Origin of the sequence: Burkholderia alba, assembly GCF_034721475.1 — a bacterium.
Taxonomy (GTDB): Bacteria; Pseudomonadota; Gammaproteobacteria; order Burkholderiales; family Burkholderiaceae; genus Burkholderia; species Burkholderia alba.
The window spans coordinates 125788-148728 of record NZ_JAWJWL010000020.1; the positions used below are offsets into that span (position 1 = coordinate 125788).

The 22941-nt window shown below is 65.6% G+C and carries 22 protein-coding genes; 15 read left to right on the forward strand and 7 right to left on the reverse strand.

All coding sequences use genetic code 11. The features are described from left to right. The 5 genes from RZR99_RS22465 to RZR99_RS22485 all read left to right on the forward strand — a co-directional run bounded on the left by RZR99_RS22465 (position 1) and on the right by RZR99_RS22485 (position 3935). A complete protein-coding gene (locus tag RZR99_RS22465; RefSeq protein ID WP_323121970.1) occupies positions 1-1395 on the forward strand; it encodes a hypothetical protein in 1395 nt (464 codons plus the stop codon). A 23-nt stretch (positions 1396-1418) separates the two neighbouring features. Next, on the forward strand, positions 1419-1736 hold the full coding sequence (locus tag RZR99_RS22470; protein ID WP_323121971.1) for an acyl carrier protein: 318 nt from the start codon (positions 1419-1421) through the stop codon (positions 1734-1736). 55 nt (positions 1737-1791) lie between these two features. Beyond that, positions 1792-3012, forward strand: a complete 1221-nt coding sequence (locus RZR99_RS22475; protein ID WP_323121972.1) for a beta-ketoacyl-[acyl-carrier-protein] synthase family protein — start codon at positions 1792-1794, stop codon at positions 3010-3012. 159 nt (positions 3013-3171) lie between these two features. Further along, positions 3172-3603, forward strand: a complete 432-nt coding sequence (locus tag RZR99_RS22480; RefSeq protein WP_323121973.1) for a hypothetical protein — start codon at positions 3172-3174, stop codon at positions 3601-3603. After that, positions 3600-3935, forward strand: a complete 336-nt coding sequence (locus RZR99_RS22485; RefSeq protein ID WP_323121974.1) for a hypothetical protein — start codon at positions 3600-3602, stop codon at positions 3933-3935. Before RZR99_RS22480 ends, RZR99_RS22485 begins: the two co-directional genes overlap by 4 nt. Here RZR99_RS22485 and RZR99_RS22490 read toward each other — a convergent pair. Further along, on the reverse strand, positions 3922-4062 hold the full coding sequence (locus tag RZR99_RS22490) for a hypothetical protein (RefSeq protein WP_323121975.1): 141 nt from the start codon (positions 4060-4062) through the stop codon (positions 3922-3924). The genes RZR99_RS22485 and RZR99_RS22490 overlap by 14 nt on opposite strands. 1169 nt (positions 4063-5231) lie before the next feature. Here RZR99_RS22490 and RZR99_RS22495 point away from each other — a divergent pair. Continuing rightward, complete coding sequence (locus tag RZR99_RS22495) at positions 5232-6566, forward strand: carbohydrate-binding protein (protein ID WP_323121976.1); 1335 nt, start codon at positions 5232-5234, stop codon at positions 6564-6566. 206 nt (positions 6567-6772) lie between these two features. Here RZR99_RS22495 and RZR99_RS22500 read toward each other — a convergent pair whose 3' ends face one another. The 5 genes from RZR99_RS22500 to tssJ form a co-directional block, all read right to left on the reverse strand. After that, positions 6773-7177: a DUF1801 domain-containing protein gene (locus tag RZR99_RS22500; RefSeq protein ID WP_323121977.1), complete on the reverse strand. Its 405-nt coding sequence runs from the start codon at positions 7175-7177 to the stop codon at positions 6773-6775. Positions 7178-7304: 127 nt separating this feature from the next. Beyond that, on the reverse strand, positions 7305-7628 hold the full coding sequence (locus RZR99_RS22505; RefSeq protein ID WP_323121978.1) for an ArsR/SmtB family transcription factor: 324 nt from the start codon (positions 7626-7628) through the stop codon (positions 7305-7307). A gap of 298 nt (positions 7629-7926) precedes the next feature. Beyond that, a complete protein-coding gene (gene icmH, locus RZR99_RS22510) occupies positions 7927-8712 on the reverse strand; it encodes a type IVB secretion system protein IcmH/DotU (protein WP_323121979.1) in 786 nt (261 codons plus the stop codon). Beyond that, positions 8709-10055, reverse strand: coding sequence for a type VI secretion system baseplate subunit TssK (gene tssK, locus RZR99_RS22515; protein ID WP_323121980.1), 1347 nt, complete (start codon positions 10053-10055; stop codon positions 8709-8711). The genes icmH and tssK overlap by 4 nt, the downstream gene beginning before the upstream one ends. A 109-nt stretch (positions 10056-10164) precedes the next feature. Further along, complete coding sequence (gene tssJ, locus RZR99_RS22520) at positions 10165-10779, reverse strand: type VI secretion system lipoprotein TssJ (protein ID WP_323121981.1); 615 nt, start codon at positions 10777-10779, stop codon at positions 10165-10167. A gap of 376 nt (positions 10780-11155) precedes the next feature. On the opposite strand from tssJ, the gene RZR99_RS22525 reads away from it, so the two are divergent. The 9 genes from RZR99_RS22525 (at position 11156) to tssA (ending at position 21900) form a co-directional block, all read left to right on the forward strand. Beyond that, positions 11156-11815: a tetratricopeptide repeat protein gene (locus RZR99_RS22525; protein WP_323121982.1), complete on the forward strand. Its 660-nt coding sequence runs from the start codon at positions 11156-11158 to the stop codon at positions 11813-11815. Positions 11816-11852: 37 nt separating this feature from the next. Further along, positions 11853-12368, forward strand: coding sequence for a type VI secretion system contractile sheath small subunit (gene tssB / locus RZR99_RS22530; RefSeq protein WP_323121983.1), 516 nt, complete (start codon positions 11853-11855; stop codon positions 12366-12368). A 14-nt stretch (positions 12369-12382) separates the two neighbouring features. Next, entirely contained in the window at positions 12383-13876 is a 1494-nt protein-coding gene (gene tssC, locus RZR99_RS22535; RefSeq protein WP_323121984.1) for a type VI secretion system contractile sheath large subunit, read from the forward strand. Between the two features lie 72 nt (positions 13877-13948). Beyond that, the gene (locus RZR99_RS22540; RefSeq protein WP_323121985.1) at positions 13949-14452 is read left to right on the forward strand and encodes an Hcp family type VI secretion system effector; all 504 of its coding nucleotides are present in this window, start codon (positions 13949-13951) and stop codon (positions 14450-14452) included. A 65-nt stretch (positions 14453-14517) separates the two neighbouring features. Next, positions 14518-15000: a type VI secretion system baseplate subunit TssE gene (tssE, locus tag RZR99_RS22545; RefSeq protein WP_323121986.1), complete on the forward strand. Its 483-nt coding sequence runs from the start codon at positions 14518-14520 to the stop codon at positions 14998-15000. Between the two features lie 81 nt (positions 15001-15081). Continuing rightward, positions 15082-16920: a type VI secretion system baseplate subunit TssF gene (gene tssF / locus RZR99_RS22550; protein WP_323121987.1), complete on the forward strand. Its 1839-nt coding sequence runs from the start codon at positions 15082-15084 to the stop codon at positions 16918-16920. Beyond that, positions 16884-17984, forward strand: coding sequence for a type VI secretion system baseplate subunit TssG (gene tssG / locus RZR99_RS22555; protein WP_323121988.1), 1101 nt, complete (start codon positions 16884-16886; stop codon positions 17982-17984). Before tssF ends, tssG begins: the two co-directional genes overlap by 37 nt. 32 nt (positions 17985-18016) lie before the next feature. Next, a complete protein-coding gene (gene tssH / locus RZR99_RS22560) occupies positions 18017-20683 on the forward strand; it encodes a type VI secretion system ATPase TssH (protein ID WP_323121989.1) in 2667 nt (888 codons plus the stop codon). A gap of 86 nt (positions 20684-20769) precedes the next feature. Further along, entirely contained in the window at positions 20770-21900 is a 1131-nt protein-coding gene (tssA, locus tag RZR99_RS22565) for a type VI secretion system protein TssA (protein WP_323121990.1), read from the forward strand. Positions 21901-21972: 72 nt separating this feature from the next. Here the strand turns inward: tssA and RZR99_RS22570 are convergent, their stop codons facing one another. Next, the gene (locus RZR99_RS22570; RefSeq protein WP_323121991.1) at positions 21973-22941 is read right to left on the reverse strand and encodes an OmpA family protein; all 969 of its coding nucleotides are present in this window, start codon (positions 22939-22941) and stop codon (positions 21973-21975) included.

The following is a 22941-nucleotide window of genomic DNA, read 5'->3' on the forward strand; positions in this document are numbered from 1 at the left end:
ATGACCGTGCTGCAGATCGAACGCAACCTGCGCGACACCGTGGCCACGCTGCTGACCTACGACGTCGCGCCGGTCAGCGTGCCGACCGGTTCGACCGCGGTGCTCGCGTTCGCGGCGATCAACCGGGGGACGTCGGCCGTAACCTTCACGCGCGCGGACTACGACAGCGTCACGATCACGCTGCCGGCCACGCTGACGACCGCGCTGTCGGCCGTCGGCGCCCTGTCGCTGTCTCCCGACTGGGGCATCAATCCGTTGTCGGGTTCGCCCGGCTCGTTCCTGGTCAGGCCGCTGCTCGCGAGCGTGACGCTGGCGCCCGGCGAGGGCTTCGGCGTGCAGCTCAACAACATCCAGGTGGACGCGCCGAAGGGCAGCACCGCCGACGTGGAGATCGACGAAAGCGTGGGCGACGCCTACGGCAGCACCCGCCTGCCGGTGGCGATCACCGGGCCGGCGCTGTCGATCAGCGCGCTGCCCAGCCCGGCCACGGTCACGCTCAACCAGCCGTCGACCATCGCGTTCACCGCGATCGGCGGCGCGTATGTGGAACTGATGCCGGGCGGCCAGCGCCAGATTTGTACCGGCACCGTCTATCAGGGCTGGTTCCAGGTCGTGCCGCAGCCGCCGTCGACCACCTACACGCTGACGGTCTATAACGACGCGAACGAGCACGCGGGCACGGACGTGTCCGTGCAGGTGGGCAAGGTGGCCGTCGTGGACTTCGGACCCGCCGGGCTCGACATCGGGTTCGACGACACGGTGACGCTCACCTGGAGTTCGCAGTACGCGACCCGGGCGACCCTCACGCCGCAGACCCTCCCCCAGGTGCCGGTCCAGGGCTCCCGCAAGGTGCAGCCCGGCCATCTGGCGCCCGACAATGCGAGCGAGGTGACCTTCACGCTCACGCTGGAAGGATATGGCGGCCCGGTGCAGCGGCCGCTGACCGTTCGCCTGCAGCCGATGTCCATTCTCTACTTCGCGTTGCCGCCGGGCAGCGCCTTCGCGCAATTCCAGATCCTCAACGGACGCGGCCGCGCCGAGCAGAATCCGCCGCCGCTGCCGCCTCAGCCGCCGGTGATCTGGCAGCTGATCGCGACGGGGCCGGGAGGGCCGCAGACCCGGTACATCGGTCCGGGCCCATGGCTGGAGTGCCAGTACTTCGTGGTCGACAACAAGACGGTGGCGCCGGGCGGGAAGGTCACGTTCAACTGGCAGACATTGAACGCCACGACGGCGAGACTCAACGGACAGAGCGTTCCGCTCGAATTGAGCGGCACCACAGGAACCGGATCGACCCAGGTAACGGTCGAGCGCACCACGACCTACGTGCTCGAGGTCGGCGATGCGCACGGAAACACGCAGAGCAATCAGATCACGGTCACCGTCGCGCAGTAGCGCGATATTTTCGAAGAGGCACCATGGCAGACACCCTAGAGCAGTTGGCGCAGCGTATCGGCATGCCCGTCGGCGAAGTGAGCAGTATCCGCGACGGCATCGTCGCGATGATGGTGCAGGTCAAGCCGTCCCTCGCGCAAAAGACGCTCGAGCTGGACACCACGTTCCAGGATCTGGGCATCGATTCGATGACGGTCATCTCGATCGTCTTCGAGGTCGAGGAATTCTTCCGCATCGATATCGTCGGCCGTCACCTGGATGCCGTGCGCACGCTCGGCGAGACGGTGACCGTCGTCGCGCAGCTGGTGGCCGAGAAGCACGGCGCGCGGGTGGATGCATGAGCGGGCCGGTCGGCAGGGGCCCGGCCCTCGTTCCGTATGTTTCGGCGAGGCGGCGATGAGCGAAGCGAGACGTGTGGTCGTGAGCGGGGTGGGCTGCCTGTCCGCGCTCGGTATCGGCCGGCAGGCCGTATGGGACGCGCTGGCGAGCGGCAGGAGCGGCATCCGCCCCGCGGCCCGCAGAGTGGGCAGCTACTCGGTGACCGTGCCGCTCGGCGAAGTGCCGGATTACCGGGCGCTCGATCATTTCGGCGAAGACGACCTGGCGCTGCTCGATCCGTACGCGCAGTACGCGGTCGTGGCGGCGCGCGAGGCGCTGGGCGACGCGAAGCTGATCGACGCCGACTACGACAGGTTCCGGACGGCGGTGGTTCTCGGCTCGGGCGCGGGCGGCGAGCAGGCGCGCGAAGAGGCGGCGTGGAAGTTTCTCGGCGAAGGGCGCACGCGTTGCAACCCGTTGCTGGTGCCGCGCACGAATCATCAGGCGTCGGCGGGCTTCGTCTCGATGACGTTCGGCATCACCGGGCCGACGCTCGTGATCTCGACCGGCTGCGCCAGCGCCAATCATGCGATCGCGCAGGCGTGGCTCATGGTTCGGCACGGCTTCGTGGATCGGGCGATCGCGGGCGGCAGCGAGGCCAATCTGGTCTACACCAACCTCAAGGCGTTCGAATCGATGCGGGTGATGTCGACGGATACCTGCCGGCCCTTCTCGCTGGGCCGCAAGGGCATGACGCTGGCCGAGGGCGCGGGAATCGTCGTGCTCGAAACGCTGGAGTCCGCGCTCGCGCGGGGCGCGCCGGTCTATGCCGAGCTGGCCGGCGTGGGCATGAGCGGGGACGCCTCCAGTGTCGTCCACCCGTCGGCGGCCGGCCCCGCGCGCGCGATGGGCGCGGCGCTGGATACGGCCGGCCTGCGCGCGGACGACGTCGACTACATCAATGCTCACGGCACCGGGACGACGGTGAATGACGCGGAGGAGTGCAAGGCCATCCGCCAGGTGTTCGGCGCGCATGCGGACCGGCTGGCGGTGTCGTCGACCAAGTCGATGCACGGGCATGCGTTGGGCGCGGCGGGCGGCATCGAGCTGGTGGCCACGCTGATGGCGATGCGGCAGAGCGTGGTGCCGCCGACCGCGGGCTACGAGGCGTTCGACCCGGCCTGCGATCTGGATGTCGTGCCGAACGCGGCGCGGCCGATGGCGATCCGCGCGGCGCTGTCCAACAACTTCGCATTCGGCGGGCTCAATGCCGTGCTGGCGTTACGGGCACTGTCGTGAGACCGGGGCCGCTCGCGACGCGGCGGCATGCGGGATCGCGCATGGACCACGGGCAGAACGGGAGGTACCCACGATCGAGCAACCCGATTGGCAACGACATCACATCATTTCATTCCGTTGAATCTCGACAACCCTCTATGCTGATATAAGGAGAAACTCATGGCCACCCCCCTTCGACTCGTTTCCCTCGCATTCGCCGTCGCGATGATCGCGGGCTGCCAGACGCCTACGGCGACTGCGCCCGCGGAGTCCGCGACGTCGGCCGCCGCCGATGCCGTGTGCGTCGTCGACGCGAACGGCTTCGCGCATATCTACCAGCGCCACTGCACGCCGAATCCGGGCGCCAACCAGTTCACCACGTCTTATTGCACCCAGGCGGCGCAGCAGAACCTGTGCAAACAGGTGCAGACCGCGACCAACAAGACCCGGACCGTGCAGCCGGACGGCCGGATCCGCTATGACGCGAACCTCGGCATCGTCGTGGGCACGGTGGGCGAAAAATGCGTACGGCTGCTGACGACCAGCGCGACCAACGGAACGGTCGTGACGCAATTTCCCGAGACCTCGGGGGCACCCGGCACCTGTCAATGACTCGTCAAATTCTCGCGCGCCAGGACGGTATCGAAGGAAAGATATTGAGCCGTCTTGAACAATCCGACGACGTATGGGAGGCGGCATACGACGTCGTCATGGCGTGGCCGAAAATCCGGCGGCTGCGCGCATTCTGGCGTCACTACTATGGCGCCGGCGCGGAGATGCGGTTCGACGGCCCGGCGTTGTCGGCGCTGTCCGAGGAGCTTCGCGATGTCTTGCGGGCGGGCGATCCGCTCCCGCCCCCGGCGCGCGCGTTCCTCGAGCAGCTGGCACAGCTTTGCGAGCTGGCGATGCGCGCCGGCGCGAGAGTCGAGGTCATTGCCGATTGAACGGATCGCTCCGGGAATCTTCTGCGTTGCCGGTCAGCCCGATCGGCGTGCGGTTCGTGTCTTTGACGTCGCGTTTCGCATCGCTGCGAGCCGGGGCGGAATCGAATAAAGACGGTTTTTCTTCCATATTAATATGCATGTCATGAATTTGATTTGATCGGTGATCGGCTGGATATATTGCGATGATGGGAGATGTAAATCGGGCAATTCAAGCAGCGGGTTATCAGATATTCGATTTGCCATTGAATAGAATGAAACGGCCGATTTCGCAAAAGATCGCGACATGAGCAGATATTGCATGAGCGGGTCATCCCCGGCTGGACAGGAACCGGCCACTTCTCCCGAAAGCGCTGCCCGATCCTCCGCGATTGCCGATCATCGGGCACGCTACGAACCGGATTTCTTCGACGTCCCTTCCCGGCCCGCGCGCCGAGCGAAGCTTCCGACACACCGCCCGATGTCTCCTGCCGCGCCACATGACGCGCAAGGGGATCGACGGCGCTTTGCTCATACCGACGCACTCGCCCCGGACAACGCGCCGCGCATACGCCGGTCTGCCGTGAAAATTACATATTTATTAAATCAATTGCGGCGACGTTTCTGAAAGTGCGGAAATTGTTGAATGGATTTAATCGGAATTGTGGATATAGAAAAATATACTCTTTATAAAATCCTGTTGATATGATCGCCCAGGCGAACAGGACGGGTAATGTGCTGCTTCGCTCAAAATCAATGCGCTCGCGCGCGGCCCCATCGGCGTCACCTTATTGGCGCAGGGCGTGACGAGCCAGTTTCGTGTCGACGTTCCTCGATGACGTGCCCGGGCGGACGTCGTACACGATGAAGGTTGTGCCTCTCGCGCAGACCTCGGCCGGCTGAATGGGCCCGAGGGTGAAGCGGCGCCCGTGCGCAGCACCGTCGGCCTCGATTCGGGGGCTGGAATCAGGTGCGCGTTGTCCGGGCGAATGGGGGCTCGTCGGCGGCGCGCTGATTCGTTGGCCAGCGCGGCGTGTCGAGCGCCTCAGTACCGCGAATGACGACGTGCGGTAGCCGGAATTTCCTATATGGCGTTAAGCAGGTGGCGCTCGCCGCTCAGCGGCGCTCGCTCGCCTGGCTTGACGCGGCACGTCGTCGCCTTCGCGTTGAAAAAACGGCAGGGAAAAATAACCGGGTTAGCAATCCTTGCCGAAAAGACGGAACGGGCAATCGCGATTGCCCGCATCGGAACGTGTTTCAAGGATCGACTGGATGTGCATGTATCGGAAATAAACCCACCATCTCAATGAGGGCAACGAAATGAAGAACGAACGATCTGGAGTCGTGCTGCGATTGGCCTTGGGTGCCGCCTCGGTTTTCCTGTCGGTGTGGACGCCTCTCGACGCAGGGGCCGCCACGATCTCGACGCGACCCACCTTCGCGGCGGCGTCGACGGCGAGTAGCTGCCAGGCGCCGTGGAGCGCCACTCAGGCCTATACGCAAGGGAATACGGCATCGCTGAACGGCGTCAACTACCAGGCCAACTGGTGGACGCAGAACCAGAGCCCGGCCTCGAACAGCGGGGCGGCCGGCAGCGGCAAGCCGTGGACCGTCGTCGGTGCCTGTACGGGCACGGGCGCGCCTCCCGGCCCATCGAGCAGCTCCGGCACGGGGACGGCGCCGAACTTCGTCTATAGCCCGTACAAGGACGCGACGATCTCGATGAACTGGAACACCAACGTCATCTCGTCGAACGTCACCGGCCAGATCAACCCCGTGCTGTCGGTGCTGCCGGCCAGTGTTCGCACGATGACGCTCGCTTTCGCCACCGGCGAATGCGGCAGCGAGAACTGGGGGGGCGTCAATGCCGATGCGTTGGCGACCACCAACGTACCGCTGTTCGCCGCGGCCAACGTGAACTACGTGATTTCCACCGGCGGTGCGGCGGGCGCGTTTACCTGCGGTTCCGATGCGGGCATGGCGACTTTCATCAATCGTTATGCGTCGAGCAACCTCATCGGGATCGACTTCGATATCGAGGGAGGACAGACGCAGCAGGTGATCAGCGATCTGGTGCAACGCGTGGTGGTGGCCCAGCAGACCTACCCCAATCTGCGCTTCAGCTTCACGCTGGCGACGCTGGCGCCTTCCCAGTCCGGCGCGACGACCGCCAGCTCCTGGGGCGCAAACGCGCCGGACAGCTTCAACATCTACGGCGACTGGGTCATGCAGGCGATCCAGGCAGCCGGGCTGAAGAACTACACCATCAACCTGATGACGATGGACTACGGTTCGGCGGGACCGGGCAACTGCGTGGTCGCGAACGGAACCTGCCAGATGGGGCAGTCGGCCGTTCAGGCGGCGCTGAACCTGCACGATCACTGGGGCGTGCCGTATAACCAGATCGAGCTGACGCCGATGATCGGCGGCAACGACGTGAGCGGCGAAACCTTCACGCCGGCCGACGTCGACACCGTTAACGCCTTTGCGAAACAGAACGGAATCGCGGGCGTTCACTTCTGGTCGTTCGACCGGGACGTCGATTGCCCGGCCGGCGCCGCATCGCCGACGTGCAACTCGATCGGCGGCGTGGGGACGCTCGGCTATACGAATCGGTTCGCCAGCGGCCTCCCGGCCGGCAACCTCAAGAAATGATGCAGTCGTCCGTGATCGGTCATCGCCGATGACGGCCTGATTCATCGCTGCGCAGCCGGCGCTCGCGGACCTGGGGAGATTCCACCCGGGTCCGCGGGGCGGCCGGCGACGCGAACGCGGCGAGGCGCGCGGCTTGCGTCCTGCCGCCGACGATCCTGCTCCGGCTAGCGCGCGCCCGATCTCCGGCAACAGACGACCGCCGTGGGCTAGCTTTTGGTTTTGACTTTGGATGTGTTCAGCGTGACGGCGGCGCGAATGAGCGCCTTCAACGCCGCTTCATCTATCGTCGCGTTCTCGTGAAAGTCGATGGCGCGCCGGGTGTTCCCTTCGAGGCTGGCATTGAAGAGGCCCGTGGGATCCTTCAGCGCGGCGCCCTTGGCGAAGGTCATCTTCACCACGTTCTTGTAGGTTTCGCCGGTGCAGAGTATTCCGTCGTGCGACCACACCGGAACGCCTCTCCATTTCCATTCCTCGACGGCGTCGGGATCGGCTTCCCTGATCAGACCGCGCAGCCGGCCGAGCAGCCTGCCGCGCCAGTCGTTCAGCGCCTCGATTTTCGCGTCTATCAGTCGGGAAGGAGACGGGCTTTCCTGCGACTCGCCTTTCGTCATGTCCGTTGCTCCTCAAGCGCGGGCTCGTCATCCGCGATGCCGGGCCGATGTCGAAAATGGCAGGGAAGACGTCACGCCATCCGTGCCGGTACCTGCTCCAGCGATACGAAGAACCGCGCCCGCTCGTTCATTGATCCATCCGTTTCAGCAGGTCTTCGGGGTGATCGAAGCGGTTGTGCCAGACGCCGGACATCTGGCAGGCCCAGTCGATCAACGACACCAGCGCGCCGAGCTGCGCGCTGTAGTGCGTCTGGCGGCCTTCGTGGCGATCGAGCACCGGCCCGGCCTGCTTCAGGATGCCGAGACGCTTCGAGACGGCCGGTTGCGATACGCCGGCATGAGCCGTCAAGGCACCGACCGTCTGGTTCCCTTCCCGGCACGATTGCTCGAAGATCGCTCGGCGGGTGGGATCGGCGAGCGTTCTGAAAAGCGCGTCGTGGGTGGTCGGCATGCGGAATGCATGATGCATTCACGATAGTCGACGGAAGGTGAAGAGGCCAGCGCAAACGCGAGGGGATCGAGGCGCCTTCGTGACGCGAGCGAGGAGGATTGGCGGTGAGCGGCAGAGCCGGTCGGGAAATCCGGTGCGCGGGAGAGGCATTGAACGGAGCGTTCCGAATCGATCGATTCGCTATCGCATGCGAACGGCCGATCGAACCGTCATGTCGGTCCGACAACCCGCATCTAATCTCGCAAACCGACCTGCACAAATTAAAACCGACAGGCCACCAGCCACACGCTCCCGCCGCTCAAGGCAGCGAAATCGTCAAATTGGCCGACTCCGGCCCGAGCTTGATCACCTGCGAATACGGCGCGAGCGCCCGCAGCGTGCTGTCCTTCAGATACGTGTTGAGCCCGAGGAACGCGAGCAGCCCGACGAGCGCGAATACCGCGCCGATCGCCCACAGCGGCACCTCGCGCTTCAGCCGGTGCGAGATCTGGTCCGGCAGCGGCCAGTGCGGTGCGAATGCCGCGCGCTTGCCCTTCATGTGCGCGATCTCGTCGCCGAGGCGCGCGGTCAGGTAAGCGAGCTTTTCCGGCCCTTCGAGCAGGTACTTGCCCTGGAAGCCGAGCAGCAGGCACATGTGGAACACCTCGAGCGACTGCAGCCGCGCTGCGCCCTGCGCGCGGCATTCCTCCAGGTACTGGAAGAACTTTTCGCCGGCGAGCTGCTCGCCGAACAGCACCAGCTGCAACGGCTTGCGCTCCCAGTCCGCGCGAATCTTGAACTGCGACGACAGCACCGATTCGTCGATCGCCGCGCAGAACGCGAACTTCGCCGCGTAGACATCGTCCGCGGCGATATTGAGTTTCTTCGCGCCGCGCTCGAAGTCGCTCAGGAACTCCTGGATGCGCGTGCTGAACTCGGTCGCATCGCCCGGCTCGCGGCCGTTCTTCAGCAGGAACAGCATGAAAAAGCCGTCGTACAGCAGATCGAGGAGCGAGCGCGCCTGGAAGCCGGCATCGGTCGACGACGCCGTTTGCGGCGCATTGGGCGGCGCATTGCCGCCGAAGAGGGAAGGCGCGTAGCTCATGATGTGACGGCGATCAGTTCAAATTTGAGGTCGTTGATGCCGGACGGCGCGTAGATCATCGCCGACTGGGATTGCAGCATGCGGTCGTACAGCGCGCTGCGCGCGTCGAGCGAGAAGTAGCACGCGCCCGGGCGCACCGGAATCGCGGGCGGCACCTGCGGCGTATACGACAGGCGCACGCCAGGCATCGCGGACAGCACCAGCTTGTCGACGTCGTCCGGCGCGCCGACCTTGAAGCGCGCGGGCACCGCGTCGACCAGCTCGACCGACGGCATGTCGGCGGAGACGGCCAGATAGAACTCGGTCTTGTCGTCGATCTTGCCGGAGTCGAGCCGCCCGATGTGGAACGACGGCCGCACTTCCTCCAGCGTGATCGCGAAGTAGCGGGTCGAAATCACCGTTTCGAGCAGGTCGCGCAGGATCGTGTCGAGGCGCGCGAAGCCGGGGCCGGGATCGTCGTGCCGGTACGCCGGCAGATCGGCGAGCACGTAGCCTTTCGAGAACGTCATCAATTGGCCGGCGAGGCGCAGCAGTTCCTGGAACAGCCGTTCGGGATGCAGCGCCGCATGCTGGTGCAGATGCGCGAGCGCGGCGAACGCGGCGCTCGCCGTATGCAGCAGCCAGAACGACGCGATATCGCCGGAGCGGAATTCGATGATGTTCTTGGTCGGCTCCCGATGGAAGCCGTACAGCGCGTTCACCTTCGCCTGCAGCGCGTCGATCAACTGGCGCAGGCGCTGGTGCAGGATCGGCGATGCGTCGATCGCCAGGCACGGCGGCACGAAACTGTCGTCGATCTCGAAGCCGGACGTGGCCGTGCGGCGCACCCGTACGAGCGGAATCGACAACAGCTGGTCGCGCGGCTCGCTATGCGCGATCAGCTTGACGTTGGTCTTGAGGAACGTGATGTCGGCTTCGGCGGCATCGGTGAAGTGGTCGGCGACGGGCGCCTGCTCGCTCACGAAGCGCGATACGAAACCGGCGTCGCGGTCGTCCGCATAGTTCGAGCCGTTCTCGCGCAGCGGATGCAGCGCCAGGTAGAACGTGAATTCGTTGATGCCGTCGGGCAGGGTGTCGAGCGCGATCGGCGGCGGCAGTTCGTCGGCCTGCGGGGCGGAATAGAGCGCGCCGTCCGGGAACACCAGCGACAGCTCGCTCGCGCGCAGCACGTTGCTGCCGAGCGCATCCCGGTCGAACCGCACCGAACGCACCCCCCAGTTATAAGGCTGAATCGCCTGGATGGACTCGAACAACCGAGCCTCATGGTAGGCGTCTTGACGCTGAAAGTGCTGAGGCCTGAGAAACAGGCCCTCTCCCCAAAGCACCTTGGCCGAATAACTCATGTCGAACCCGGTTAAATATGATTAGGCGGCGAGTCGCTTTATTCGCACCCTCAATTCAAGCGCGAATGTAAATCCTTGTTAAATGACGTCTGCGCGTCATCTTGATCTTTTAACCGCAGCTGACCGATGAAAGTAAATTGAGCTGCTGGCCCGGCGCACCTTGCTGCGGCGAGATCACAGTGCCGCCCGTTACGGTCATCGCGCAGTTGTGCAGGCCGATAATTATGCCGGATTTCTCCGACTTCGCCGGATCAAATGCGAATTTCCAGCGCTGCAGCGCGGGGTCGCGAAACAACGCGACGATGCCGAATGCCTGCGCTTCGCGCGACACCTTCTCGGTCGCGTTGTAACGCTGTCCGGGAATCAGCGTGATTTCGCGCACGCTCAGCAGGTCGCTGCCCAGCGTGGCCTTTTCCTTGTTCGGATCGGTGAAGCTGTCGAACGGCGCCTGCTGGAACGATGTCGGATCCTTCAGCGCGTAGAGCCGCACGACCAGCGCGAGCGGGCGATTGTCGTTGGCTGCGTTGAGATTCGGCGCCGCATAGAGCGTCACGCCTAATTCGCGCGGCGGCTTCTGCGCGTCGGGCACGTCGGGTTTGCCGATGCCGGCGAGTTGCAGCGCGGCGCTGCCGGCCGAGCCGAGCAGCGGGACGGCGGCGGCGCAGCCTGCCAGAAGGACGCATGCGGCAAGCGGCAGCGCATAACGGATTAAAGACACATTCATTGATGTTTCAGGCTGGGTGCCTGTCGCTCCCTGTCAAAACTACCAGTCAATTACCTGTGCATTGCAGCGAAATGACGATCGCATGTTCAACTATCGGGTAATACGCGCCGATCGATGAAAAGCTGCGGAAAAATTTTCCGCCTATTTCTCCCGCGGCGATTTTTCTGGTAATAATTGCCAATAGACATACTATGCAAGTCGGATCGGAGATTGCGTGCAGCCACTACCCGCGCGTGGATGAGGGGCTTTAAAAGCGATACCGCTTCACGTGAAGATTGAATTATGAAAAATTGATCGGTACTATACCCGCGCGCTTGTAGCAAAGCAAAACTACAGATTCTTAACGATTTAAAACTCCCGCGCCGGTGATATAACGATGAAAGACCGTCTCTTCGCAAAACTCTCAGGGGTAGTGTTGGCATGCGCCGTGGTCGCCGGCTGTGCGACGACACAGACCGCCGCGCCGACGCCCGAGGCGTTCAACAAATCGTTGGCCGATGCCGACGCTGTCGCGAAGGGCGGCGATCAGGATCGCGCCATCGGGCTCTACCAGCAACTCGCCAAATCCGATCCGACGCGTGAAGAACCGTGGTCGCGGATCGCTCAGATCCAATTCCAGCAAGGTCACTACGGCCAGGCCATCGTGGCGGCGCAGGAAGCGCTGCAGCGCGACCAGACCGACCGTCAGGCCAAGAGCGTGCTCGCGGTGGCCGGCCTGCGGATCGCGACCCAGTCGCTCGGCGAGCTGCGCCAGGATGCGTCGCTCGCGGGCGACGCGAAGTCGGACGCGCAGGCGCTCGCGAAGCAACTGCGCGACACGCTCGGTGAAGCCGCGCTGTTCCCGCCCGACCAGCAGGCCACCAAGCCGGTCGTGAAGAAGCGCCGGATCGTGCGCCGCGCGAAGACGCCCGAGAGCGCGCCCGAAGCCGCCACGGCCGCGGCGCCCGCCGCGCCGACGCCGGCCGCACCGGCGCCCGCCGCACCGATCGCACCCGCGAAGTCCGCCGGCGGCGATCCGTTCAGCGCGCTGCGCTGAACCCCACGCGTGACCCACTTCTAAACGGGAGCCGTCGATGGCGAAGAAAGAAAGCATCCAGAAGCGCTTGCAGAAGATTCGGCCGCCCCGCGTCCAGCTGACCTACGAGGTCGAGCGGGGCGATGCGATCGAGATCAAGGAACTGCCGTTCGTCGTCGGCGTGGTCGGCGATCTGGCCGGCCAGTCGGAGATCGAACAGCCGAAGCTGCGCGACCGCAAGTTCGTCAACATCGATCGCGACAACTTCGACGACGTGATGAAGGCGATCGAGCCGCGCGCCGCCTATCAGGTGGAAAACCGCCTGAGCGAGGGCGGCGGCAAGTTCGCGGTGGATCTGAAATTCAAGTCGCTCGCCGATTTCAACCCGGACGAAGTGGTGGCGCAGGTCGAACCGCTGCGCCGGCTGCTCGAGGCGCGCTCGAAGCTCGCCGATTTGCGCAACAAGCTCGCGGGCAACGACAAGCTCGAGGATCTTCTGAGCGAGGTGCTGACGAATACTCAGCAATTGCAGGCTCTGGCGAAAAGCTCGGGCAGCGGTGACAAGGGCGAATAAGCACGGGGTGTGAGATGAATCAGCAAACAGCTGCGGCCCAGGCCGGCGGTGCGGAAACCAGCAATACCGAATCCTCGCTGCTCGACGAGATCGTCGAGAAGAGCAAGGTCGCGAAGTCCGATTCCGAACATGCGCGCGCGAAGGATCTGATCGGCGAACTCGTCCATCAGGTGCTGGACGGCACGGTGGTGGTGTCGGACAACCTGTCGGCGACGATCGACGCGCGGGTCGCGGAGCTCGATCGCCTGATCTCCACGCAACTGAGCGCGGTGATGCATGCACCGGAGTTCCAGCGCCTCGAAAGCACCTGGCGCGGCCTCGACTACCTGGTCAAGGAAAGCAACACCGGCTCGACGATCAAGATCAAGGCGCTGCATGCGCCGAAGCGCGATCTCGTGCGCGACTTCAAGGGCGCGAGCGAGTTCGACCAGAGCGCGCTCTTCAAGAAGGTCTACGAAGAAGAATTCGGCACCTTCGGCGGCGCGCCGTTCGGCACGCTGATCGGCGACTACGAAATCTCCCGCCAGCCGGAAGACCAGTATTTCCTCGAACAGATGTCGCACGTGGCCGCCGCCGCGCATGCGCCGTTCATCGCATCGGCCGCGCCCGAGCTGCTCGGCCTCGAATCGTTCTCCGATCTCGGCAAGCCGCGCGACCTCGGCAAGGTGTTCGACACGGTCGAGTACGCGAAGTGGAAGTCGTTCCGCGACGCGGAGGATTCGCGCTACGTCGGCCTGACGCTGCCGCGCTTCCTCGGCCGCCTGCCCTTCAATCCGAAGGACGGTTTGACGGCCGAAGGCTTCAACTACGTCGAGGAAGTCGACGGCACGGATCACAGCAAGTATCTGTGGTGCAACGCGGCATGGGCGTTCGCCGCGCGTCTCACGGCCGCGTTCGACGATTTCGGCTGGTGCGCCGCGATTCGCGGCGTGGAGGGCGGCGGCCTGGTCGAGGATCTGCCGACCCACACGTTCAAGACCGACGACGGCGAGATCGCGCTGAAGTGCCCGACCGAGATCGCGATCACCGACCGCCGCGAAAAGGAGCTGAGCGACCTCGGCTTCATCCCGCTCGTCCACTGCAAGAACTCGGACTATGCGGCGTTCTTCGCCGCGCAGTCGGTGCAGAAGCCCAAGAAATACAGCACCGACAGCGCGAATGCGAACGCCGTGCTGTCCGCGCAGCTGCAGTACATCTTCTCGGTATCGCGCGTCGCGCACTACCTGAAGGCGATGATGCGCGACAAGATCGGCAGTTTCGCGTCGGCGCAGAACGTGGAAGTTTTCCTGAATCGCTGGATTTCGCAGTACGTGCTGCTGGATGACAACGCGACGCAGGAACAAAAGGCGCAGTTCCCGCTGCGCGAAGCCTCCGTGCAGGTCGCGGAGATTCCGGGCAAGCCGGGGTCGTACCGGTCGGTTGCCTTCCTGCGGCCGCATTTCCAGCTCGACGAGTTGTCGATCTCTCTGCGTCTGGTGGCGGACCTGCCCAAATCGGCAAATTCATAAACGAAACCTAAATCGCCCGGGCGGGCCGCCTGGGTAGGATGTTAAAACCACCTCTTTGGGGAGCGACGCGTCATGTTAGACATTTACTTGAAATTCGGTAGTCCCGCCATTCAGGGTGAATCGCAGGACAAGGACCACGCGAACTGGGTCGAAGTGAAGTCGTGGGATCACTCGATCGTGCAGCCGCGCTCGGCGACCTCGTCGACGTCGGGCGGCCACACGTCGGAGCGCTGCGAACACGGCGACATGGTCTTCACGAAGGAAATCGACAAGGTCAGCCCGCTGCTGTACCAGCACGCATCGGGCGGCACGACGTTCGATGAAGTGACGATCGACTTCATGCGCTCGGACGGCGAAGGCCAGCGCGTCAAGTACCTCGAGATCAAGCTGAAGTACGTGATCATCTCGAGCGTCACGCCGAGCGTGCAGAAGGAAGGCCTGCCGGTCGAGCAGTTCTCGCTGAAGTACGCTGCCGTGCAGTGGAAGCAGACGCAGCAGAAGATCGGCGGTAACCAGGGCGGCAATACGCAGGGCGCCTGGAGCCTGACGAAGAACGACAAGACCTACGCGGTCTGACGTCGGACGGGAACGGGGCACGCGGTGCCCCGTTCCCGTTTTGCATTACCCGTTCGGTTGGCCCGATGAAACGATTCGAACCGAGCTTTCTCGACAAGCTGTTCGACGATGAACCGCATTTGCCGGCGTCACCGGCCATGCGGCAACTGTCGTTGGAGGAGCTGAAGAACACGGTCGCCCGCGATGTCGAGGCGATCCTCAACACGCGGATCGCGCTGACCGAACAGGATCTGGCCGCGCTGCCGGAATGCCAGTACTCGGTACTGACCTACGGCCTGAACGATTTCGCGGGACTGAGCCTCTCGAGCCATTACGACCGCACGTTCATCTGCAAGTCGATTCAGCAGGCGATCGCGCGCCACGAGCCGCGGCTGCAGCAAGTTGCGGTCGCTTTCGAACTGAACGAGCAGTCGACCAACGCGCTGTACTTCGCGATCCAGGCGCTGCTCGTCGTGCATCCGGCGGAGGAGCCGGTGAATTTCGATGCGATGCTGCAGCCGTCGACGCTGCAATATTCGGTGACGCGCGCACGCGCCGCCAAGCTATAGACCATGCTGCCGTGAGAGCCGCCGGGCGCCGCGCGGCAATCGGAAGTCCGGCGGGAAAGCTTCAGGTTTCGGGGATCATTGATGGAAGAGCTGCTGCCGTATTACGAGCGCGAATTATCGTTTCTGCGGCGCTATTCGCGAGATTTCGCGGATCGATACCCGAAAATCGCCGCGCGCCTCGCGTTATCCGGCGAGCACTGCGAGGATCCGCACGTCGAGCGGATGATCGAGTCGTTCGCGCTGCTGGGCGCGCGGATCAACAAGAAGCTCGACGACGACTACCCCGAATTCACCGAGGCGCTGCTCGAAGTCCTCTATCCGCATTATCTGCGGCCGTTCCCGTCCTGCTCGATCGCGCAGTTCGGCACGTCGAGCGCGCTGTCGCAGCAAACCGAGCCGCTTGTCGTCGAGCGCGGCACCGAACTGAAGAGCCGCGCGATTCGCGGCGTGCAATGCCAGTTCCGCACCGCCTACGATGTGACGCTCGCGCCGATCCGGATCTCCGAGGCGCGCTACGCGTCGATCGCCACCGCGCCGAGCGCGACCGTGCTGCCCGGCAACGCCACGGGCGTCATCTCGATCACGTTCGAATCGATCGCGCCGCAGCTCGACCTCGCCGCGCTCAAAGTCGACCGGCTGCGCGCGCATCTGCACGGCGAGCAGTCGTTCGTCGCGGCGCTGTCCGACTGCCTGTTCGCGAACACGCTGGCCACCTACGTCGAACCCGAGCGCAAGGGCCAGTGGATCGCGCTGCGCCGCACGCCGTTCGAGCAGGCCGGCTTCGATGAAGCCGATGCGCTGATCGACTACCCGGCGAAATCGCACCCCGCGTACCGGCTGCTGACCGAGTACTTCGCGTTTCCCGACAAGTTCAACTTCGTCGACTTCGACCTCGCGGACATGGCGCGCAAGGCGGGCCGCTGCCATCGCCTGACCCTGCACGTGGTGCTGAAGGAGGTGCGCGGCGATTCGCATGTCGCGCGTCTGCTCGACATGCTGTCGTCGAACCACTTCCGGTTGTTCTGCACGCCGGTCGTCAATCTGTTCAAGCAGCACGGGGAGCCGATCCGCATCAGCCATCAGGCGGTGTCGTACCCGGTCATCGCCGAGTCGCGCCGCGCATTCGCGTACGAGGTGTACTCGATCGATTCGGTGCATCTGGTGCGGCAGAAGGCGCACGACGAAGCGGTGATCGAATTCAGGCCGTTCTATTCGCTGCACCACGGCGAGACGGCGCGGGTCGGCCATTACTGGTTCGCGCGCCGCAACGACTGGGTTGCGCAGAAGAGCCCCGGCTACGAAACCGAGATCTCGATCGTCGACATCGATTTCGAGCCCGCGTCGCCGCAGACCGACACGCTGAGCCTCGATCTCACCTGCACCAACCGCGACCTTCCCGCCGGCCTCGCGACGGGGCTCGAAGGCGGCGACCTGTTTCTCGACGGCGGAGCGCAGACCGGCCATATCTCGATGCTGCGCCGCCCGACCCCGAGCGTGCGCTTCGACCGCGGCCGCTCGGCGCACTGGCGGCTGATCTCGCATCTGGCGCTCAATCACGTGTCGCTCGTGAACCACGGCCTGTCCGCGTTGAAGGAAATGCTCACGCTGTACGACCTGCGGCGCACCGCGGTGTCGATCCGTCACATCGACGGCATCGTCGGCATCGAGCAGAAGAACGCCGTGCAATGGCTGCCCGGCAAACCGTTCGCGACTTTCGTGCGCGGCATCGAGATCCGGCTGACGGTCGATGAGGAGCATTTCGTCGGCACGAGCCTCGCGTCGTTCGTCCGGGTCATCGATGCGTTCTTCGGGCTGTACGTGCATCTGAACAGCTTCATCCAACTGATCGTCGTGTCGAAGCGCACCGGCGAGGAGATCATGCGATGCAAACCGCGCAGCGGCGAATCGATCCTGGCGTAGTCGACCGGCTGCTCGACGAACCGCATCGCTTCGAATTCTTCCAGGCGGTGCGGCTCCTCGAGACGTGGTTCGCCAAACGCGAAGCCGATCCGGCGATGGTGCACCGTCCGGGCGAGATCGTCGCGCGGCGGATCGGCTTCCGGAACACGATCTCGCTCGGTTTTCCGCCGAGCGAGATCGAGCGCGCGCAGACTTACGGCGACGCTGGCACCGAGTTCAAGGACGACGACCAGCGCCGCGCGGCGCTCGAGCAGGGCGAGATCGACCGGGTCGACCTCACGCCGGCGTTCTTCGGACTGCTCGGCGCGCAGGGTGCGCTGCCGCTGCACTACACCGAACAGATCATCGCGCGCGAGCAGTTGAAGCGCGACCATGCGGCGCGCGAATTCTTCGACGTGTTCTCGAACCGCGCGACCGCGCTGTTCTACGCCGCGTGGAAGAAGTACCGGCTGCCGTTCCATTACGAGCTGGATCGCGACGAGCGCTACCTGCCGCTGCTGCTGGCGCTCGCGGGCGTGTCGAACGACGAGGCGCGCGGCAGCGTGCAGCAGGGCCGCGGCGCGCTGATCGACGAGGCGATCGCGGGCTATGCGCTCGCCGCGCGGCACCGGCCGGTGTCGGCGGCCTATCTGCAGCGCGCGCTGTCCGAGTATTTCCGCGTGCCGATCCGGGTCGATCAGTTCGTCGGCAAATGGTACGACGTGCCGCCGGACCAGCTGTCGGTGCTGGGCGACGTGAACGCGACGCTTGGCGCGACCGCGCTCGTCGGCGAGCGCGTCTGGCAGCGCGACATGCGCGCGCGGCTGGTCGTCGGGCCGCTGTCGAAACGCGACTACGAGGCGTTCCTGCCCGGCGAGGAGCGGGCGATCGCGCTCGAGCGGATGCTGACGCTGCTCGCGGGCGTGACGCTCGAGTACGAAGTGTCGCTCGTGCTGCGCCGCTCCGAGGTCGGGCCGAGCATCCTGAGCGGCGGCGCGCGGCTGGGCTGGGACGCGTTCCTGTGCACGCAGGATGCGACCCGCGATCGCGCGGATGCCCGTTACGAACTGCACGTCATTCACTGATAACAACGATCGAACCTGAGCGGACCGTATCCATGAGCACGCCCCTGAAGACCTTGATTGCGAAACTGAATCCGATCTGCCGCAAGGCGGCGGAGCGCGCGGCCAGCACCTGCTTTGCGCGCGGTCAGTATGAAGTCGATCTCGAGCACCTGTTTCTCGCGCTGCTCGAGGAGACCTCGGGCGACATGCCGCTCGTGCTGCGCGCGAGCGGCGTCGATCCGCATGCGCTGCGCGCCGATCTCGAGCGCGAACTGGAAGGACTGAAGACGGGCAATACCCGCACGCCGGTGTTCTCGGTGCATCTGACCGAGCTGTTCGAACAGGCGTGGCTGATTGCATCGCTCGATTCGCAGATCGGCCGGATCCGCTCCGGGCACCTGCTGCTCGCGCTGCTGACCGGGCCGGATCTCGCGCAGTTCGCGCAGCGGATGTCGCCGCAGTTCGCGCGGGTGCGCGTGACGGATCTCAAGCACAAGTTCGACGAGATGACGGGCGGCTCGGTCGAGGCGGAGCCGAAGCAGGGCGACGACGGCGCGGCCGGTCCGGCCGAGGTCGCGACGGGCGCCCCCGCGGGCGGCCCGTCGAAGACGCCGGCGCTCGATACCTACACGACCAACCTCACGCAGCGCGCGCGCGACGGCAAGATCGATCCGGTGATCGGACGCGAGGCGGAGATCCGGCAGGCGATCGACATCCTGATGCGTCGCCGCCAGAACAATCCGATCATGACGGGCGAGGCCGGGGTGGGCAAGACCGCCGTGGTCGAGGGGCTCGCGCTGCGGATCGCGGCCGACGACGTGCCGCCGCCGCTGCGCGGCGTCGCGCTGCACGTGCTCGACATGGGGCTGCTGCAGGCGGGCGCGAGCGTGAAGGGTGAATTCGAGAACCGCCTGAAGAGCGTGATCGACGAGGTGAAGAAGAGCCCGCATCCGATCATCCTGTTCATCGACGAGGCGCATACGATCATCGGCGCGGGCGGCCAGGCCGGCCAGAACGACGCGGCGAACCTGCTGAAGCCGGCGCTCGCGCGCGGCGAGTTGCGCACGATCGCCGCGACGACCTGGAGCGAGTACAAGAAGTACTTCGAGAAGGACGCGGCGCTCGCGCGGCGCTTCCAGGTCGTGAAGATCGAGGAGCCGAGCGAGCCGCTCGCCGCCGCGATGCTGCGCGGGATGGCGGCACTGATGGAGCGGCATTTCAACGTGCGGATTCTCGACGACGCGATCACCGAGGCGGTGCGCCTGTCGCATCGCTACATCAGCGGCCGCCAGCTGCCGGACAAGGCGATCAGCGTGCTCGACACCGCGTGCGCGAAGGTGGCGCTGGCGCACAGCGCGACGCCCGCCGCGATCGACGACACGAAAAAGCGGATCGAGCGGATCGATGCCGAGATCGCCGCGCTGGATCGCGAGGCGGCGGGCGGCGCATCGCACGACGAGCGCCTGGCGGAGTTGCGCGCCGAGCGCGACGAGGACGTGCGGCTGTTGCAGGAGGACGAGGCACGCTATGAGGCGGAGCGCGTGATCGTGACTGAAATCGGCGCACTGCGCGCGGAACTCGATGCGGCACGCGAACCGGCGGCCGGCGGCAAGGCGGTCGATGTCGACGCGGCTCGCGCGCGGCTGACCGAGCGCGTGGCCGCGTTGCGGGCCTTGCAGGACGGCCAGCCGATGGTGCCGCTGCAGGTCGACGGGCATGTGGTGGCCGAGATCGTCGCATCCTGGACGGGTATTCCGCTCGGCAGGATGGTGAAGGACGAGATCCAGACCGTGCTGAACCTGCAGCCGCTGCTCGGCGCGCGGGTGATCGGGCAGGACCACGCGCTCGACGCGATCGCGCAGCGCGTGCGCACCGCCAGCGCGAGCCTCGAGGATCCGAACAAGCCGCGCGGCGTGTTCATGTTCGTCGGGCCGTCCGGGGTCGGCAAGACCGAGACCGCGCTCGCGCTCGCCGACGTGCTGTACGGCGGCGAACGCAAGATGGTGACGATCAACATGAGCGAGTACCAGGAGGCGCACAGCGTGTCGGGCCTGAAAGGCTCGCCGCCGGGCTACGTCGGGTACGGCGAGGGCGGCGTGCTGACGGAGGCGGTGCGCCGCAATCCGTACTCGGTCGTGCTGCTCGACGAGGTCGAGAAGGCCCACCCCGACGTGCTCGAAATGTTCTTCCAGGTGTTCGACAAGGGCACGATGGACGACGCCGAGGGCCGCGAGATCGATTTCCGCAACACGCTGATCATCCTGACGTCGAACGTCGGGTCGACCGCCGTGATGCAGGCCTGCCTGAACAAGACGCCGGAAGAACTGCCCGACGCGGATGCGCTCGCGGAAACGCTGCGTCCGCAGCTCTACAAGACGTTCAAGCCGGCGTTCCTCGGCCGGATGAAGGTCGTGCCGTACTACCCGATCTCGGACGACGTGCTCGCGGAGATCATCGAGCTGAAGCTCGAGCGCATCCGCCGCCGGATCGACGCGAACCACAAGGCGGTATTCGAGTGGGACGAATCGCTGGTCGATGCCGTGCTGGCCCGCTGCACCGAGGTGGATTCGGGCGCGCGCAACGTCGATCACATTCTCAACGGGACGCTGCTGCCGGAGATCGCGGCGCAGGTGCTCGGCCGCATCGCCGACGGCGCGCCGATCGCGCGCATCGCGGTGCGCGCGGGCGAGACCGGCGAATTCGCGTACACGGTCGAATAAGGCCGCCGCGCGGCGCCCGAACGACAGACGGGCGCCGCGTGTTTGACGGAACAACGCTGTCATCGATATCCAGCCAGCCTCACATCATGCCGATCAACCTTACCGAGCTGCTGACGCCGATCAGCGAAGCATCGCCGTGCGGCGACGATCTCCTGTTCTCGTCGGACTTCGACGCGATCCAGCACGCGCGCAAATTCGACGATCCGTCGCTGGACCAGGGCGAGTGGGTCACCGACATCAAGGAGGCCGATTGGGGCTTCGTCGTCGAGCAGTCGACCGCGCTGCTGCGCAGCCGCACCAAGGATCTGCGGCTCGCCGTCTGGCTGACGGAAGGGCTCGCGCTGGAGGACGGCCTCGTCGGCCTCACGCAGGGCTACGCGCTGCTGACCGGCCTGTGCCGCGAATACTGGGACCAGGTGCATCCGCTGCCGGACGGCGACGACGCCGAATACCGGCTCGGCAACGTCGCGTGGCTCGCCGGGCGCAGCGCGGAACTGCTGCGCACGGTGCCGCTGACGGAAGGCGCGTCGAGCGCCTACAGCACGCTCGACTGGGAAGTCGCCCAGCATGTCGCGCAGGCGGTGAAGCGCGATCCGGAGCATGCGGACGATATCGCGCGCGGCAAGCCCGCCGTCGAGCAGATCGAGGCGTCGAAGCGGATGACGCCGGTCGCGTTCTATGCCGCGCTGCTCGCGAACCTGAAGGCGTTCGAGGCGGCGCTCGCCGCGCTCGAACAGGCGCTGGACGAGCGCGCCGGCGAATCGGCGCCGAGTTTCCGGCAGGCGCGCGACGCGTATCAGACCGTCTACCTGCTGGCCGAGCGGTTCGCGCGCGAGCAGGGGCTGTCGGCCGACGTGGTGCAGAAGGTTGCGCCGGCCGCGCCCGCGACGCCCGAGCGCGCGGAGCCGTCGTTCAAGATGCCGCTTCACCGGGAGGAATCCGTGTCGCATCCCCACACCGAGATCCGGCAGACCGCGCCGGCGCCGACTGTCATCGCGGGGATTCAGAATCGCGCGCAGGCGGTCGAGCAGCTGCGCGCGGTCGCCAAGTATTTCCGGGCGACCGAGCCGCACAGCCCGGTCGCGTATCTGGCCGACAAGGCCGCGGAATGGGCGGACATGCCGCTGCATCAATGGCTGGCGGCGGTGGTCAAGGATGACGGCTCGCTGTCGCACCTGCGCGAGCTGCTGGGCGTGAAGCCCGACGAGAACGCCTGACGGCCGATATCGCGCGAACCGTTCGCGCGGCCGGGCGAAGCGGCCTGGCGGGCCGCCCCGTACCCGCGCGGCTTACTGGCCCGCGCGGAATTCGATCCGGCGGTTGCGCGCGCGGCCGTCGTTCGTGTCGTTCGAGGCGATCGGCTGATCGGGGCCGACGCCCGTGGTCGACAGCTGCTGCGACGCGATGCCCTTCGTGACGAGATAGCCCTTCACCGCGTCGGCGCGCGCCTGACTGAGCGCGATGTTCGACGTGCGGTTGCCCGAGTTGTCGGTGTGGCCGATGATCTCGACGGTCCGGTTCTGCATCCGCGACAGCGCGCCCGCCATCTGGTCGAGAATGGCGCGGCCCTGCGGGGTGAGCGTCGCGCTTCCGGTTTCGAATTCGATCGTCCGGTTGGCGAGCGTCTGGTCGAGCAGGCCCTGCTCGGAGGCGCTGACGCGCAGCCCGTTCTTGATCGTATAGGTCGGATTGAGCGAGTTCGCCATGTCGCTCGCGAGCTGCTGGCGCTGCGCTTCGTTGTGCACCTCGCCTTTCACGTCGATCTGCGTGCCGTCGATCTTGAGCTGCCCCTTGCTGATCTGCTTGAGCTGCGGCCCGATCAGCTTCTGTACGTTGGCGGCCCAGTTCGGCGGCGTCGCGACGTCGCCCACCTCGATCTGATCGACCACGTTCGCCGTGCCGTAGGTGTCGCGCAGCCGCTGCAGCACGGCCGCCTTGGTCGCTTCGTCCGGCACCTTGCCGCCGGCCACCACCTGGCCCGGCGATGCATTGGCGGGCGCGGGCGTCGACACCGTGCCCGTGCCGGCCGTGCCGGTCAGCGTGGTGCCGCTCGCGCCCGAACCGCCCGGCGCGGCGGCCGCCGGCGCCGCCAGCGCGGTGGTTTTGACCTGCCCGCCGCTGGTGTCGACCGGCGTGACCGTCGCCGGGCCGACGTTGTCCGCGCGGGCAAGGCCGCCGGCGACGAGGCCGCCGACCAGCACCGCGAGCGGCAGCCCGCGCAGCAGGGCGGGACGGGATCCGGTCTGCTTCTTCGTCAT